The 16,109-nt window shown below is 36.5% G+C and carries 21 protein-coding genes; 14 read left to right on the top strand and 7 right to left on the bottom strand.

Translation table 11 applies throughout. The features are described 5' to 3' along the window. Positions 1–71: 71 nt before the first annotated feature. Both RT41_RS05680 and tyrS read right to left on the bottom strand, forming a co-directional pair. Complete coding sequence (locus RT41_RS05680; protein ID WP_096818089.1) at positions 72–524, bottom strand: hypothetical protein; 453 nt, start codon at positions 522–524, stop codon at positions 72–74. Between the two features lie 150 nt (positions 525–674). Then, positions 675–1,934, bottom strand: a complete 1,260-nt coding sequence (gene tyrS, locus RT41_RS05675) for a tyrosine--tRNA ligase (protein ID WP_054639472.1) — start codon at positions 1,932–1,934, stop codon at positions 675–677. Positions 1,935–2,090: 156 nt separating this feature from the next. Here tyrS and RT41_RS05670 point away from each other — a divergent pair, with 156 nt between their 5' ends. Next, a complete protein-coding gene (locus RT41_RS05670; protein WP_096818087.1) occupies positions 2,091–4,538 on the top strand; it encodes a transglycosylase domain-containing protein in 2,448 nt (815 codons plus the stop codon). 40 nt (positions 4,539–4,578) lie between these two features. On the opposite strand, the gene pepA is transcribed toward RT41_RS05670, so the two are convergent. Continuing rightward, the gene (gene pepA / locus RT41_RS05665; RefSeq protein ID WP_096818085.1) at positions 4,579–5,646 is read right to left on the bottom strand and encodes a glutamyl aminopeptidase; all 1,068 of its coding nucleotides are present in this window, start codon (positions 5,644–5,646) and stop codon (positions 4,579–4,581) included. Positions 5,647–5,800: 154 nt separating this feature from the next. Here pepA and RT41_RS05660 point away from each other — a divergent pair, with 154 nt between their 5' ends. The 8 genes from RT41_RS05660 to groL all read left to right on the top strand — a co-directional run bounded on the left by RT41_RS05660 (position 5,801) and on the right by groL (position 11,632). Next, a complete protein-coding gene (locus RT41_RS05660) occupies positions 5,801–6,109 on the top strand; it encodes a hypothetical protein (protein ID WP_096818238.1) in 309 nt (102 codons plus the stop codon). Next, positions 6,106–6,423 (top strand): thioredoxin family protein, encoded by a 318-nt coding sequence (locus RT41_RS05655; RefSeq protein ID WP_054639470.1) that lies wholly within the window; start codon positions 6,106–6,108, stop codon positions 6,421–6,423. Before RT41_RS05660 ends, RT41_RS05655 begins: the two co-directional genes overlap by 4 nt. Beyond that, positions 6,423–6,827, top strand: coding sequence for an NAD(+)--rifampin ADP-ribosyltransferase (gene arr, locus RT41_RS05650; RefSeq protein WP_054639469.1), 405 nt, complete (start codon positions 6,423–6,425; stop codon positions 6,825–6,827). Before RT41_RS05655 ends, arr begins: the two co-directional genes overlap by 1 nt. Positions 6,828–6,870: 43 nt before the next feature. Continuing rightward, positions 6,871–7,497, top strand: a complete 627-nt coding sequence (gene ytpR, locus RT41_RS05645) for a YtpR family tRNA-binding protein (protein ID WP_054639468.1) — start codon at positions 6,871–6,873, stop codon at positions 7,495–7,497. Between the two features lie 189 nt (positions 7,498–7,686). Further along, the gene (nox, locus tag RT41_RS05640; protein WP_054639467.1) at positions 7,687–9,024 is read left to right on the top strand and encodes a H2O-forming NADH oxidase; all 1,338 of its coding nucleotides are present in this window, start codon (positions 7,687–7,689) and stop codon (positions 9,022–9,024) included. Positions 9,025–9,132: 108 nt separating this feature from the next. Continuing rightward, the gene (locus RT41_RS05635) at positions 9,133–9,522 is read left to right on the top strand and encodes a single-stranded DNA-binding protein (protein ID WP_096818083.1); all 390 of its coding nucleotides are present in this window, start codon (positions 9,133–9,135) and stop codon (positions 9,520–9,522) included. A gap of 161 nt (positions 9,523–9,683) precedes the next feature. After that, positions 9,684–9,968: a co-chaperone GroES gene (gene groES / locus RT41_RS05630; RefSeq protein ID WP_054639466.1), complete on the top strand. Its 285-nt coding sequence runs from the start codon at positions 9,684–9,686 to the stop codon at positions 9,966–9,968. Between the two features lie 41 nt (positions 9,969–10,009). Continuing rightward, positions 10,010–11,632: a chaperonin GroEL gene (groL, locus tag RT41_RS05625; RefSeq protein WP_096818081.1), complete on the top strand. Its 1,623-nt coding sequence runs from the start codon at positions 10,010–10,012 to the stop codon at positions 11,630–11,632. A gap of 87 nt (positions 11,633–11,719) precedes the next feature. Here the strand turns inward: groL and RT41_RS05620 are convergent, their stop codons facing one another. Genes RT41_RS05620 through RT41_RS05610 form a run of 3 tightly spaced genes read right to left on the bottom strand, consistent with a single transcriptional unit; the run spans position 11,720 to position 13,843 of the window. Beyond that, entirely contained in the window at positions 11,720–12,865 is a 1,146-nt protein-coding gene (locus RT41_RS05620; protein ID WP_096818079.1) for a tyrosine-type recombinase/integrase, read from the bottom strand. A gap of 29 nt (positions 12,866–12,894) precedes the next feature. Further along, entirely contained in the window at positions 12,895–13,488 is a 594-nt protein-coding gene (locus tag RT41_RS05615; protein ID WP_096818077.1) for an HAD family hydrolase, read from the bottom strand. A 10-nt stretch (positions 13,489–13,498) separates the two neighbouring features. After that, a complete protein-coding gene (locus RT41_RS05610; protein WP_096818075.1) occupies positions 13,499–13,843 on the bottom strand; it encodes an XRE family transcriptional regulator in 345 nt (114 codons plus the stop codon). A gap of 291 nt (positions 13,844–14,134) precedes the next feature. Between RT41_RS05610 and RT41_RS05605 the strand changes: the two genes are divergently transcribed. From RT41_RS05605 to RT41_RS10745, 4 genes are read left to right on the top strand one after another with little or no spacing between them, the layout of a single operon-like run. Then, entirely contained in the window at positions 14,135–14,365 is a 231-nt protein-coding gene (locus RT41_RS05605) for a hypothetical protein (protein ID WP_054640054.1), read from the top strand. 13 nt (positions 14,366–14,378) lie between these two features. Beyond that, complete coding sequence (locus RT41_RS05600; RefSeq protein ID WP_054640053.1) at positions 14,379–14,681, top strand: hypothetical protein; 303 nt, start codon at positions 14,379–14,381, stop codon at positions 14,679–14,681. 13 nt (positions 14,682–14,694) lie between these two features. Further along, positions 14,695–15,474 carry a phage antirepressor KilAC domain-containing protein gene (locus tag RT41_RS05595; RefSeq protein ID WP_096818073.1) on the top strand — a complete coding sequence of 260 codons (780 nt, stop codon included), beginning with the start codon at positions 14,695–14,697 and terminating at the stop codon, positions 15,472–15,474. 20 nt (positions 15,475–15,494) lie between these two features. After that, on the top strand, positions 15,495–15,623 hold the full coding sequence (locus RT41_RS10745) for a hypothetical protein (protein WP_281251373.1): 129 nt from the start codon (positions 15,495–15,497) through the stop codon (positions 15,621–15,623). Here the strand turns inward: RT41_RS10745 and RT41_RS05590 are convergent. Next, a complete protein-coding gene (locus RT41_RS05590) occupies positions 15,610–15,834 on the bottom strand; it encodes a hypothetical protein (RefSeq protein WP_054640052.1) in 225 nt (74 codons plus the stop codon). The genes RT41_RS10745 and RT41_RS05590 overlap by 14 nt on opposite strands. A 145-nt stretch (positions 15,835–15,979) precedes the next feature. On the opposite strand from RT41_RS05590, the gene RT41_RS10795 reads away from it, so the two are divergent. Further along, positions 15,980–16,109 (top strand): helix-turn-helix domain-containing protein (locus tag RT41_RS10795; RefSeq protein WP_143467351.1); only part of this gene is annotated, 130 nt, incomplete at its 3' end.

Genomic DNA, 16,109 nt, shown 5'->3' with positions numbered 1-16,109 from the left:
AGTTGAGATAATAAAATCAAAGCGATTGGTTGCTTTGATTTTCAAGCATTATTCTGAAATTTAACGGCGATTCATTTCAATTTTTTATAAATTTCTAGTTTTTGCTTAATTTTTATATCAATTTTGGCAGTGTCTTTTTGAATCAGTTTTAATTTTGATCGTTTTAACTCCAAATCGAGAAGTTGCCGTTTTAATTTCTCTTTTCGTTGATCGTCAGTTTCTCCACTTCGAATAAATTCCAACTTGTGCTCAAAAATATCTTTATGCTCTTCAAGATCAATTAATTTGTCTTTTAAGGCATTGATTTCTTCAATTGGAGCATTTTGATCAGTTAGAGCTTCAATTTTAGCAGTTAATTGCGCCGAATCGCTCATACAAACTTGTAAATACTCGAGAATTTTTTGTTCTTTTTCGACGAGAGACAAGGGGGTAAAAAGGTTCTCATCAGGATTTATGACGGGATGTTTTTCAAAATATAGTTCACGTAGTTCTTTTAATTTTTCATCAAAATCAAATTTGCTCATGGGGACACCAATCTAGTATTATTTCTTATACTTACATTATACCAAAAAGTTTGACATAAATAGAATATAATTTTTCGAATTTTTGTTTCTATTGTCAAAACATTTTAATAAATTAGTAAAAAAAAAGAACTAGTGTTCCTTTTTTATCATTTAATAAGAAAGAACGAAATTCTTTTTCTTTCCACGACGAATAACGGTTAGTTGTCCATCGATTTTATCCTCATCGCTTAATACGTAATCTAAGTCAGTTACACGTTCGCCGTTAATATAAATCGCTCCGTTTGCGATGTCTTCACGTGCTTGACGTTTTGATTTTTCAATTTCAGAAGAAATGAGTAATTCAACTAAATTTCGATTATCATCAGCACTGACAAGATGGTGTGGTACTGCTTTTAGGCCTGACAAAATATCTTTTGCCTTTAATTCTTTTAAATTTCCACCACCAAATAAAATTTCAGAAACATGAACAGCATGGGCGTAGGCTTCTTTACCATGAACTAAGCTAACGACTTCACGTGCTAATTCTTTTTGTGCCAAACGTTCATGAGGGGCAGCTTCAAACTTAAGGCGAATATCTTCAATTTCATCAAGAGTCAAAAAGGTGAAAATTTTCAGCATTTTAATTGCATCTGCATCATCAACATTGAGCCAGAATTGGTACATTTCATAAGGGGAAGTTTTGTCAGCATCAAGCCAAATGGCATTTCCTTCTGATTTACCAAATTTCTTTCCTGTCGAATCTGTAATTAATGGCAGAGTGATGACGTGACCAGTCTTATCTGCTTTACGACGTAGTAATTCAGTACCAGCAGTCATATTTCCCCACTGGTCGGAGCCTCCGAGTTGTAGCGTTACATGATGGAGTTGATTCAATTCATAGAAATCATAGCCTTGCATGATTTGGTAGGCGAATTCAGTGTAAGAAATCCCTGTTTCAATTCGACGTTTAACTGATTCTTTAGACATCATATAGTTAATCGTAAAATATTTTCCGACATCACGCAAGAAATCAATAAAGCTCATGTTTTCAAACCAATTATAGTTATTGGTCATCTCAGCTTTGTTTTCTCCATTCTCAAAATCAAGGAAACGTTCAAGTTGAGAACGGATTTTTCCAGACCACTGAGTGACTGTATCTTTGGTTTGTAACGAACGTTCAGCATCTTTAAATGAAGGGTCACCAATCAAACCTGTCGCACCACCAACAAGAGCATAAGGCTTGTGGCCAGCCAGTTGCAAGCGACGCATAGTCAAAATCAATACTAAATTCCCAAGGTGTAGTGAGTCCGCGGTAGGGTCATATCCAACATAATAGGAAACCATTCCCTCCGTCAGCGCCTTACGTAGCGCATCTTCGTCAGTTGTTTGAAAAATCAAACCACGTTCTTTTAATTCGTCAAAAATGTTCATAAAAAAATCCTTTCCATAAGATTTCCCTTGCCTTAAAATTATTTGTCAGAACTGATAATGTATCTGTCATCCTAAATGGAAGCAAGCTAAAGCTTATTATATCAAAAAATAGCAAAATAGGGCGAAATTTTAAGGTAATTTTGATATAATAGGGGCATGAAAAAAGACAATCCAGGATCTCAAGATAAAATGAGACGCCGTTTGGAACACAAAGTTCAAACGAAACGTGAAAACTCGAACGATGGGAAACAAAAAAATAATGACTTGAAGAGAACCTTATCAACCACTTTCACGGTTATTCGAGGGCTCTTAATCGTTTTTGGCGTTGTTTTAATTTTAGGGGGAACCTTTGGTGCAGCTGCTGGAATTGGTTATTTTGCACGATTGATTGAAAAAACGGACACCCCTAATAGGGCTAAAATGTTAGCAGAAATCAATGATATTCACGGCGTTTCCTCATTAAAATACAGTAATGGACAAACAATTTCGGATATTTCGAGTGATTTGGTACGTGTTAGCGTTGATAGTAATTCCATCTCACAAAATGTAAAAAATGCACTTATTGCTACAGAAGATGATACATTTGAAACAAACGCTGGAGTCGTTCCGAAAGCGGTAGTTCGTGGTATTATTGGTTCTGTTGGTGGAGGAACGACTTCTGGTGGGTCAACATTGACTCAACAATTGATTAAGCAGCAAATCTTAGGGGATAGTGTCACATTTCAACGTAAAGCAAGTGAAATTGTCTATGCACGAGCCCTGACAAAATATCTTTCAAAAGATGAAATCCTAACGGACTATTTGAATGTTTCCCCATTTGGTCGCAATAACAAAGGACAGAACATCGCTGGAGTTCAAGCTGCAGCACAGGGAATTTTTGGTAAGTCAGCTAAAGATTTGACTGTGCCAGAAGCCGCCTTTATCGCGGGGCTTCCTCAGAGCCCTATTGTTTACTCTCCCTATGCATCAGACGGCTCGCTAAAATCAAAAGCTAATCTATCATACGGAATTAACCGTCAAAAAATCGTTCTCTTTAATCTTTACCGAAATGATTATATCAGCAAGGCAGACTATGATAAATATGTTGCTTATGATATTTCCAAAGAATTTTTACAACCTGCTGCGGCAAGTGAAAAATCACATGGCTATCTTTATAATGTGGTCTATAATCAAGCAGTCGAAGAAATTTATAATTATCTTGTGAAAAAAGATAATGTTTCGGCTACAGATTTAGGAAATGATTCGACAAAAGCTGCTTATAAAGCTCAAGCCGAGCAAGATTTACAAAATAAAGGCTACACCGTCAAAACGACAATCAATCAAGCTGTATATAATGCAATGCAAAATGCTGTCGCTAATTATGGGAGTGTTTTGCAGGATGGTACAGGAACAGTACAACCAGGTAATGTTTTGATGGATAATAGCACAGGTGCTGTTTTAGGCTTCGTTGGCGGACTGGATTATTCAACTAATCAATTTAATCATGCCTTTTCTGGAGGTCGTTCACCAGGATCGTCAATTAAACCGCTGATTGCTTATGGTCCTGCAATAGATATGGGACTGATGGGTTCTGCAACGATTCTCTCCAATTATCCAGCCAAGTATTCTACTGGTCAGGATATTGAACACGTTGGCTCTAAAGGGACTAAAATGATGACCTTTACTGAAGCCCTCGATGTTTCATATAATATTCCCGCTTTTTGGACATACCAAGCTGTTTTGAAAAAAGACCAAGGTGCAAAACCTTATATGACCAAGATGGGATATAACATCTCTAATTATTCTATCGAATCTCTGCCATTAGGTGGAGGAGTTGATCCAACAGTTGTGCAACATACAAATGGTTATGCGACAATGGCAAACGGCGGAAAATATGTGCCTTATTATATCATCCAAAGTATTACGGATGACCAAGGAAATGTCATTTATCAGCATTCAAATCCGACACCTGTTCAAGTCTATTCTGAAGCGACTTCAACGATTATGGAAAGTATGTTACAAGGTGCAATTAAAGCCCAAAAAACAAGTAAATTCTATTCAGATTTACAGAGTCTAAACCCTACTTTAGCCTCAAATGTTGCTTGGGCTGGTAAAACAGGGACAACAGATAATTACACGGATGTTTGGCTCATGTTATCTACACCAACTGTAACTTTAGGGGGGTGGGCAGGTCATGATGACAATAGTGCAATGACATCTAACGCTGGCTATATTAACAATGCGTCTTATATGGCTAATTTGGTCAATGCAATTAATGCGGCAGATCCGACCGTTTTCGGAAGTGGTAAGCAATTTAAAGATCCGAGTACCGATCCAAATGTTACAAAATCGACTGTGTTAGAATCAACAGGTGAAAAACCAGGTAAAGTTAATGGCAAAGATATTACCGGTAAAACAGTCACAAGTTTCTGGGCTACAAAAGCAGGAGCACCAACAACAACTTACAAATTTGCTATAGGAGGATCAGATGCCAACTACGTTGATGCTTGGAGTTCAATTCTTCCTAGCATGACTGCATCAGACACAAGTTCTGCAACTACTGGTAGTTCATCAGGCTCAAGCTCGAAATCAAGTTCTAGTACAAGTAGTTCTTCGTCCAATTGAAAAAAACATCGCCATTAATTTGGCGATGTTTTTTGTCAGTTTAATAGTTTTTAATTTCAGCAACTTTTTTTGAATTAAGGCTGGTGGCGATTGCCCGTACATAATTTTGAGCATTTGTAAAATCGTCAAGGCTAAATATGGTTTGATGACTGTGGATATAACGTGCACAAACACCAATTGTTGTTGAAGGAACACCACCATTCGTTAGATGGGCAGCTCCTGCATCAGTTCCACCTTTTGCTATGTAAGCTTGCGTCATTATGTGACTTTCCTCAGCTGTGTCCAGCAAGAATTTTTTCATCCCGGGCAACATAATATGACCTGGGTCAAAATAACGCATTGTAACCCCAGCTCCCAACTTCCCATTATCATCCCCAAAAGTGTCACTGGCAGGAGAGCAATCAATTGCGAAGAAGAGATCTGGATTGAATTTAGTTGTGGATACTTTTGCACCACGAAGACCAACTTCTTCTTGGACATTGGCACCGATAATCAAGGTTGTAGGCAGTTCTTTCCCTTGTAAAAATTCCAGCAACTCAAGAATCATTAAACATCCATAACGATTATCCCAGGCCTTGCTCATGACATTCTTTCCATTAGCAGTTAAAATTGTTTCGGTTTCGGGAACGATAACATCACCTTGACGAATTCCAAATTGTTCAACCTCTGACTGATCTGTAAAACCGCCGTCGAAAACTATATCTGAAATATTTGGCAAACTTGGTGTTGTTCCAGTTCCTCTTAATAAATGTGGGGGTAATCCACCTGTTACGAGAGGGATTTTCTTACCATCTTGTGTAAACAAAGTGAAGCGTTGCGCCGAAACAACCATTGGATTCCAGCCGCCAAGAGAGACAACACGAATTGTTCCGTCTGCTTTAATTGAGCTTACCATGAATCCCACCTCATCCATGTGCGAAGCAAACATCACACGCGGTGCATTTTTAACTTTACTTTGAATGGTTACGAAAATTCCACCAAGTCCGTCAAATTCAGGTGTATAGCCCAATTCAATCATTCTCTTTTTAATGTACTCGCGAACGGGTGCTTCAAATCCACTTGTGGCTTGCAATTCAGTGATGGTTTTGATTTTATCAAATAAAGACATCAATTTCTCCTTTTGCTTTTTGCAGCTTATTCTAATGATTATGGGTACTATTATAGCAAGATTTATGATAAAATTTCAATATGAAAGAGATGTTCGTGAATGGTAGATTAATTTGCCTATCGCAAATCTAGAAAGAAATGTGGTAAAATTTGACATGAATAAATTTATCAAACTTGGTTTAGGTTTTGTTGCCGCGGCAAGTGCAGCACATTTTATTTATCATGGTTATCAAGATATGGAAGATGGTGTGATGCGAAACTTGACAGACGCTGCAAGGGACTATTTCGCCGATGAAAACATATTGACGGTCTGGATTTTCGATGACCCAGAACACGATGCAATTTTTAAAGGAGGAGTTGTTGTCAGCACAAAAGGCATTTCTGTCAGTTCTGACAAAGCCATTTCATTTGAAATTGATGCACGAACATTAGAAATTACAGAAATTAGTGAGGAATTTTTATGATTAACCCAGAAAATCTTGAACAATTGGCAGACCTTGTTAAAGCCGACGGCAAACACGTGTTTTTCTTTACAGCAGGTTGGTGTGGCGACTGCAATTTCATCAAACCAAAAATGCCCGAAATTGAAAAAGAAAATCCAGAGTTCACTTTTGTTGAAGTAGATCGTGATGAATATATGGATCTTGCGATTGAATGGGGAATTATGGGCATCCCTAGCTTTGTTGTCATTGAAGATGGCAAAGAAACGGCACGCTTGGTCAACAAATTACGTAAAACAAAAGATGAAGTGAATCGCTTTTTGGAGACTGCAAAATAATGCCAGAAAATTTGGATAGGGGGCCATTTTATCATGGGACAAAAGCCAAACTCGCAAATGGAACATTTTTAACTGCTGGTCATCATTCGAATTACAATAAAAACGTGGTGATGAATCACGTTTATTTTACGGCTTTGAAGGACGGTGCGGGGCTTGCAGCAGAATTGGCTCAAGGAGACACACCCCCTCATGTCTATCTTATTGAACCAACAGGGCCTTTTGAAAATGACCCAAATGTTACAGATAAAAAGTTTCCGGGAAATCCTACACGTTCGTATCGTTCAGAATATGCGCTAAAAATTATTGATGAAGTAGAAGACTATCAAAGGATTACTGCAGAGCAAAAGCTGTATTGGCAAGCCAAAATGGCAAATCCAAAACCAAAAAGTGAAATCATAAATTAATTAAGAATTTCTTAATTAAAGAAACAAATAGGAGTTAAGTAAAATGATTGCAATATATAACAGTCACGTTGGTGACGTCCTCATGTTAATCGTGGCTGATGACAATGGAGAGAAAGTAAATTTTAAACGACAGGGTAAAGTGGCTCGCGTTTTCCTTGAATCTACAGGTGAAACGGTCGCTTGGAATATTTTTCAAGCAAAATCTATTTTGCCTGAATTAACAGGTGAAGGACAAGTAAGTTTAACTGCGGAAGACGTTGAAAAATTGAATGTTCAAGTTAAAACAGCAGGCTTTGAGGATGTTCTGGTTCTTGATAAACAACCCAAGTTTGTTGTGGCTGAAATTGTAGAAATGGAAGACCATCCAGATAGTGATCACTTGCACATATGTAAAGTGAATGTCGGTTTCGCGGATCCTGTTCAAATTGTCTGTGGAGCGCCAAACGCTAAGCAAGGCCTCAAAACAGTTGCAGCCTTACCAGGTGCAATGATGCCAAATGGCGCACTTATTTTCCCTGGAGAACTCCGTGGTGTTGCAAGCTATGGGATGCTTTGTTCAGCGAGAGAATTGAATTTACCAGATGCTCCCCAAGTACGTGGAATCATTGGGCTTCCAGTGACACTAAAGGCAGGTTCAAAATTTGATTCAGAAACAATGTGGAAAAACTAAAAAGCAAAAACGGGTACCTCAGGGTACTTTTTTTTATCCCCGTAAATAAGTACGTGAATTCACAAACTTCACAAGCGCTTTCATTGGAGATGGATTTATATTGTGATAAACTAAACTTTGTAAGTTAATTTACAAACAATCTGTTTGAGGTAGAAGACATTTATCTTTCAAACAAGAAGGAGATTTCCAATGAAAATCGTCATTCTTGGCACTAACCATGCTGGTATTGCCGTGGCAAATACATTACTAGATCAATATAAGGGACATGAAATTGTCATGATTGATCGCAATGATAACATGAGTTATCTTGGTTGTGGAACAGCCATTTGGGTGGGACGTCAAATCGAACGACCTGATGAATTGTTCTATTCAAATCCGGCCGCTTTTGAAGCAAAAGGAGCAAAGATCATGACTGAGACAGAAGTTTCAGACATTGATTATACTAATAAAATTGTTCATGCTAGAACAAAATCAGGTGAAAAAGTCAACGAATCATATGATAAACTTGTCCTAGCAACTGGTTCTCGCCCGATTATTCCTAATATTCCGGGGAAAGACTTAGATGGAATCCATTTCTTAAAACTCTTTCAAGAAGGTCAGTCTGTTGATCAAGAGCTAGAAAAAGCAGAGGTTCAGCGTGTTGCTGTAATTGGTGCTGGCTATATTGGTACAGAAATTGCCGAGGCTGCAAGACGAAGAGGGAAAGAAGTCCTCTTGTTTGACGCCGAGGAAACTTCACTTGCCTCATACTACGACAAAGAATTTGCACATTTAATGGATCAAAACTTGGCTGATCATGGAATTGAATTGCACTTTAGTGAATTGGCGACGGCTTTCAATGGAAAAGATGGACGAATTAATGAACTAGTAACGGATAAAGGAAATTATCCCATTGATATGTTAATCAACTGTATTGGATTTAGAGCCAATAGTGCCTTAGCAAAAGGAGTACTCGACTTAGCGTCTAACGGTGCAATAATAGTTGATGAACATCAACGCACTAGTGATCCAGATGTATATGCGGTTGGAGATGTAGCTACGATTTTCTCTAATGCCCTTCAAAAAACAACGTATATTGCACTTGCTTCCAATGCTATTCGCACAGGAATTGTGGCTGGACACAATATCGGGGGAACAGAAATCGCGGCTCCAGGTGTTCAAGGTTCAAATGGAATTTCGATTTTTGGATTGCACATGACTTCGACGGGACTTTCTCTCACAGCCGCAAAAAAATTCGGTCTGGATGTCGAATATTCAGATTTTGAAGACTCACAAAAAGCCTGGTTCTTACATGAAAATAACGACAAAGTAAAAATTCGTATTGTATACGAAAAAATAAGCCGTCGTATCGTTGGAGCACAAATGGTGAGTCACAGTGAAATCATTGCAGGAAACATCAATATGTTCAGTCTCGCTATTCAAGACCAAGTCACTATAGACCAGCTAGCCTTACTTGATTTGTTCTTCTTGCCGCATTTTAATAGTCCCTATAATTACATGACAATGGCTGCCTTAAAGGCAAAATAATAAAAACGGATATAAAAGGCTCACTGAGCTTTTTATTTTTGTGACAAAACGGAGTTAATTACGTATTAGTAAGTGAAGGCTAACTTCAACTAGATAGGAGAATTGAACATGAATAAAACAGTATTAATAGGACGAATTGTGGCAGCCCCCGAATTATCGCACACCTCTAATAACAAGAATTTTATCCGGAACACATTGGCTGTAAATCGCCGCTTTAAAAATGAAAATGGCGAACGAATGACCGACTTTATTTCTATAGTAATTTGGGGAAAACTTGCTGAAAATTTTGTTTCATATGCACAAAAAGGAACAATGATCAGTATTGAAGGTGAAATAAGAACCCGGCAATACATAGACCAGCAAGATAAAAAACATTATGTGACAGAAGTCCTCGTATCGTCATATGAAATTTTAGAAAGTAGGTCAACAATTGCCCTACGAAAAAACAATCGAAACACGGAAGAATTAATTCTAGAAGGTGAAGAATTACCGTTCTAGGGGATTGATGAAAAAGTTAAAGATCATTGAGTTTTTTTCTTGACTATTTTTGACCTTCGCGATAAAATAAACATATAGATTAGCACTCTAAACAAATGAGTGCTAAAGCGAGGTGAATAATATGCACTCTTGCTTACTGTAAAAAGAGGAGGAATATTCAAATGTTGAAACCATTAGAAGATCGTGTTGTATTGCGCGTGAAACAAGAAGAGGAAAAATCTATTGGTGGGATTGTGTTAGCATCTGCGGCTCAAGAAAAACCTCAGACTGCCGAAGTTGTAGCTGTAGGACCTGGTAAAACGACGCATCAAGGAACTTTGATTGCTCCGACAGTTAAACCTGGGGATACAGTTATTTTTGAAAAATTTGCCGGTACTGTCGTTAAAACAGACGGCGAAGACTTCTTAATCATCAGAGAGTCTGACTTGTTAGCAATTGTTGAATAAAATTTTCGATAAAATACGATAATAAAGAGGTAAAACATAAAATGAGTAAAGAAATTAAATTCTCATCTGACGCACGTACTTCAATGATGCGCGGGATTGATATTTTAGCAGATACTGTAAAAACAACGCTTGGTCCAAAAGGTCGCAATGTCGTGTTGGAAAAAGCTTTCGGTTCTCCATTAATTACAAATGATGGTGTAACGATCGCCAAAGAAATAGAGCTTGAAGATCATTTTGAAAATATGGGCGCTAAATTAGTTTCCGAAGTTGCGTCAAAAACAAATGACGTTGCAGGGGATGGTACAACTACTGCGACAGTATTGACTCAAGCAATTGTTCGCGAAGGATTGAAAAATGTAACGGCAGGTGCTAATCCGGTTGGAATCCGTCGCGGGATTGAATTGGCAGCCCAAACAGCTGTGAAAGGCCTTGCTGCTTTAGCTATCCCTGTTTCAGGTAAAGAAGCAATTGCACAAGTGGCAACCGTATCATCACGTTCTGAACAAGTTGGACAATACATTTCAGATGCCATGGAAAAAGTTGGTGCTGATGGTGTTATCACAATTGAAGAATCAAAAGGAATGCAGACTGAGCTCGAAGTTGTTGAAGGAATGCAATTTGATCGCGGTTACTTGTCTCAATACATGGTGACTGACAATGAAAAAATGGTTGCAAATCTTGACAATCCATATATTCTCATAACTGACAAGAAAATTTCTAACATCCAAGAAATTTTACCTTTACTTGAAGAAATTCTTAAATCGAATCGTCCGTTGCTCATTGTAGCTGACGACGTTGATGGTGAGGCTTTACCAACTCTGGTTTTGAATAAAATTCGGGGGACATTCAATGTTGTTGCTGTTAAAGCGCCAGGATTTGGTGACCGTCGTAAAGCTCAACTTGAGGATTTGGCAATTTTAACAGGTGGGACAGTTATTACCGAAGAACTTGGTTTAGACCTTAAAGATGCAACAATTGAAGCTCTTGGCCAAGCGGTTAAAGTAACTGTTGATAAAGAACACACAACAATTGTTGAAGGTGCTGGCTCCAGTGATATGATTGCTAATCGAGTTTCTATTATTAAGGCTCAAATTGAGAAGACAACATCAGATTTTGACCGTGAAAAACTTCAAGAACGATTAGCGAAATTGTCTGGTGGTGTTGCCGTAATCAAAGTTGGTGCGGCTACTGAAACTGAGCTCAAAGCAATGAAACTTTTGATCGAAGATGCACTCAATGCAACTCGTGCTGCTGTTGAAGAAGGAATTGTATCCGGGGGTGGTACAGCATTGGTGAATGTCATTGCTGACCTTGATAAAATTGAGGCAGATGGAGATGTTCAAACAGGAATTAATATTGTACGTCGTGCACTTGAAGAACCCGTTCGTCAAATCGTTGCGAACGCTGGTTTCGAAGGCTCTGTCATAATTGACAAACTCAAATCAGTTGATCGTGGTGTCGGATTTAATGCTGCAACAGGAGAGTGGGTAAATATGATTGAAACAGGAATCGTAGACCCAGCTAAGGTGACTCGTTCTGCCCTCCAAAATGCTGCATCAGTTGCAGGATTAATTCTGACGACTGAAGCAGTTGTTGCTAACAAACCTGAACCAGTCAGTCCTGCACCAGCTATGGATCCATCAATGATGGGTGGCATGATGTAAAATAAAATAGAATCCCTTTATTATCAAGGCTCTAGCATTAAAATATATCTTATTTTACGTTTGGTGTCCAAAAGGTGGGCAAAAAAATCAAAAAATATTATCGAGAGACGAAGTGATTTGTTCTCTCGATTTTTTTGTTACATGGTTATATATAGATAGCGTTGTGTTAGCGTCAGAATGTCCCACGCGCTCCATTATTGCTTTGAGCGGTATATTATCCTCTGCTAGGATTGAAACATGCGTATGGCGAAATATGTGGCTTGAAACGTTTTTCTGTAATTCAACTTCTTTTGCAGCTTCTTTTAAAGATTTATTAAAAGCATGAATCGATAGTGGAGCATTTGGCTTTGATAGGAAAATATAGTCTTCTGGGAGAACACTAAATTTATATGAATTGTACTCTTTTTGTTCCTTTAAAATTTGAACCGCACGATTTGGCAAATCCACAATTCGTTCAGAACTAATATTTTTTGTAGAAGTTTTGACAGCTTCGGAGAGTTTCTTCAAAGTATAATCGAGCGTCCCCTCAATAAAGATTGATGTGTTTTTAAAGTTTTTCCATTGTAATGCTATTAATTCTCCATAGCGCAAACCTGTCAATAATAAAAATTCTGCCATAACTGCTTGAAGTCTTTTTCTATCGTCAAGATAAAGATTTTTAAGTAAAGCTTGGTACTCCTCTTTTTCAAGATACTTATCACTTATTTTCTTTCTATGCTGTCTTTCTTTTTCACGTTTTACTATTATTTTAGTTTTTGATACGGGGTTTGTTTCTAGGTATCCCTTATCAATAGAAAAATTAAAAATAGTTGAAAGTGTTGTCCTAGTTTGTTTTGTATAGTTGAGTGAATAGTCTCCGAAAGTGTACATTTGATCAATTACTTTAATAATTAAACTAGAATCTATAGCTGCAATCTTCATATCCTTGTGTATTATTGGAAAAACGTGTTTATCCATATAAAAAGGTACTTTAATCCAGCTTGTTCGTTTGTTTTGGACTTGATAATATTTATACCATTCTTCGTAAAGTTCTCCAAAAGACAAATTTAAGTTTTTTGGATCAATTTCCGTTTTCATATTTATTTTATCTTGAAGTAATCCCCTTGCTTTATTTATGGCCTGAGGGGTATTTTTATCTAAACTTATGGATACTGATTTCCATTTACCAGTGTAAGGGTCTTTATATTTATCTCTTAAAAGATATTTTCCATTTGTCTTTTGTTCAACATACATTGGTTTATCCTCCATTTCTAGGTAGTTTTTTATATTGCTTGATAACGAGAACCCCCTATAATCTCCCTAAAAATTTCAACAGCTCTTTCATATAAGTTATAAGCTAAATGATACATTTCTAAAAAACCATAGACATTTATTTCATCAACTACATCTAATGTACTGATATACTCTTCAATACACTTCTGAAGCGCATTATCATCAATATCTCTAAGACTATCCATTTCATTTAATTCATCTTCTTGCTCATGATATTGCTTTGAGATAATATCATAAGCCATGTAAAAAGGGCATTCAGTCAAATCAATAAAAATGTTAAAGTAATCGTAGCCACCGCCATTTTCTAAGAAAATGTCCCATAGGTATTCGATTGCTTTTTTATTTGCTCTTACTTCTTGTGGATTACAAGCATCATTATCGCCACCACGATGTATGTCTTGAAAAAACACATGCTGCTTTTCATGCGAAAGTATAAATGGTGTCAATTTTTTACCATTATATGCCATTAGTTTTTTTTCTATATTTACAATTGCAGGGACATTTATAGAATCATTTCTGATTATTTGAATTCCAAGGTTTTCAAATTGTAAAAAAAGGTGTTCCATTAAATCCTGTTTATTCATAGAAGATTCCTTAATCTTTTAATTGATTTCCAAAAATTCGTTTTAATATTAATTTATCTTCTTCGCTAATTGGCTTTCCGTCAAAAGAAACCCATTTATCCCAATCAACATCCTCATCATTGATGAGTTCTGCAAGGTCTATAGGTTCTGACAGTTCTTTAGGTTCTTCTCGGCCTAGTAAGTAATCAATTGACACATGAAAATAGTTGGCCAATTTTTCTAAAGTCTGGCCATTTGGGATTTTATTTTTTAGAGAATAAAGATAGTTTTCTCCAAGCCCCAATTCAATCGCAACTTCTTTTACGGTCTTATCACGACTTTTTGATAGTTTTTTTATACGGTCTAAGATAGTCATAGCAACCCTTTCGTGGTTTCCTACAAATAAAAAACTACTAAAAAGTAAGTTTTGTTGTTGACAAAACTATTTAAAAGTTGTATTATTGTATTTGTAAGATAAATAGTTAGAAAATAAGTTAGAAAAACTCCTTAACACAAAACGTTAGTTAACAAGCTTGCAGGCGGTTATATACGTTCGATTAAGTATTTTATTTATGCTTATATTGTACGCTTTTTGATAGTTTGTGTCAATAGCGAATTATAAATAATCTAACTATTTATCTAACTTTTTAAAGATAGGAGGATAAAAATGTCAGAAGTGGAACAAAGTTTTGATTCTCAACGAAAGAAAATTGTTGAATATTTGGAACAAGAGGGAAAAGGAAATAAAGATGTTATTTGGGCTTACGAAAACATCAAAGAACCACCCTATAAATTTCGTAAATCAGATATAAGTTCGATATTGAACGGAAATCGTAAGTATACTCAATCAGTAAAATGGCTTATTACATTTCTTATTAAATACTTTGATATCGAATAGAAAGGAGAACAGCATGGTAGAACAAATAAAAGTGGTTAAAGTTAAATCAATCGTTGAACTTGAAAGCCCATACGCAGATGATGACACAATAACGAGATACTATAATCCTTTGGCTAAAAGCAAAGAAGACTGGGCAAGGGCAAGACGTAGCACTCAAGACAAAATTAGAGAATTTGAGGAATTCACTTGCGGTAAATTTAATAGGAGTTTACGAGGGAGAGTTACGAACCTTAAAGCATTTGACACTTGGCTAGTTTGGAAAAATCAAACTAAAAATTTATCTCGTAAACCTAGTTTTACGTTTAGCGAACAATGAAAGGAAAAATAAAATGACACAATTACAAACGTTCAAAAATGAACTATTCAATCTATCTGTAAAAACAGATGGAGAAAACAACCTATTCAATGCTGAAGATGTTGCAAAAGCATTGGGATTTACCACCGTTGCCAAAAGTGGCAACGTAGTAGTTCGGTGGTCTAGAGTAAATGAATATCTTTCCCAACGAGTTGGGAAAATTAAAAAAGGTTCATTCATCAGCGAACCTATGGTTTACAAACTAGCATTCAAGGCTAATAACGCAGTAGCGGAGAAATTCACAGATTGGCTAGCTATTGAAGTACTCCCAACAATCCGCAAGCACGGAGCGTACATGACAAGCGAAGTCATCGAAAAGACATTAACTAGTCCAGACTTCATCATTCAACTTGCCATGCAACTTAAAACAGAGCAAGAAAAAACAGCGATGTTATCTCAACAAGTCGCTGAAAGTCGTCCAAAGGCTGACTACTATGATCGCATTCTTAAGTCTAAGTCACTTGTAACGATTAGTCAAATCGCTGACGACTATGGTATGACAGCACAGGCCCTAAACAAAAAGCTATTTGAGTTACAAATTCAACATAAAGTCGGCGGTCAGTGGCTATTGTATGCAAAGCACAAAAATCACGGATACACGTTTAGTGATACAACAATCTTGCCTAACTATAAAAAAGGTGGTGAAAAAGTCGTAATGAACACTAAATGGACTCAAAAAGGACGGATATTCATTTACAACGTGCTTAAGTCAGAAGGTATTCTACCAACTATTGAAAAAAATGATGCAGCTTGAGCTGTTTTAAGGAGAAAGAAATGACATTAGCAGAAGCAATTACAAAATTTTCAATCGAAGTACTACAACTTGACGAAACAAAAAATAGTCCAGAAATGGTTGCAGCCATTACTGAACTATTAAAAATTAGTAGAGTTAATCAGATTTAACTTCATAAAGAGATAGGTAAGAAATCTCTGAACCGTTCATAGATACTTGTACAGAACCTTTGAAGTTGTAAGTTAATGAATTAATAATAATGATTGATGAAAAATCAGTGTTGAATGTTTTACTTTTTCCTGCTTGACATATTGTTAATTCTTTGAATTCATTAACAGTAATTTCTTCTTGGTTTTTCAAATGAATCATAAGATTATACATTATATTCTCCTTTCTATAATATTTTGAATAAATCCGTAGCCGCGGTATTTCATTCATAAATTATTATAGCATAATTACTGAGAAAATACATCATATAGTTGTTAATAACTTTATCCACAACTACATATAGTGTCAAGGAGGGGAAATGAAAGAAATAATTATCCACAAAATGCAAGAAAAAAACATATCACAAAATAAACTAGCTGAGCTAGTTGGAGTAAAACAACAGTACATCTCTAAAATACTTTTAGGAAAAGTAGAAAGTCCTAGTTTTA

Origin of the sequence: Lactococcus fujiensis JCM 16395, assembly GCF_002441655.1 — a bacterium.
Classification (GTDB): domain Bacteria; phylum Bacillota; class Bacilli; order Lactobacillales; family Streptococcaceae; genus Lactococcus; species Lactococcus fujiensis.
Note: the sequence above shows the minus strand (reverse complement) of the source record. Positions and strands in the feature narration are given on the sequence as shown.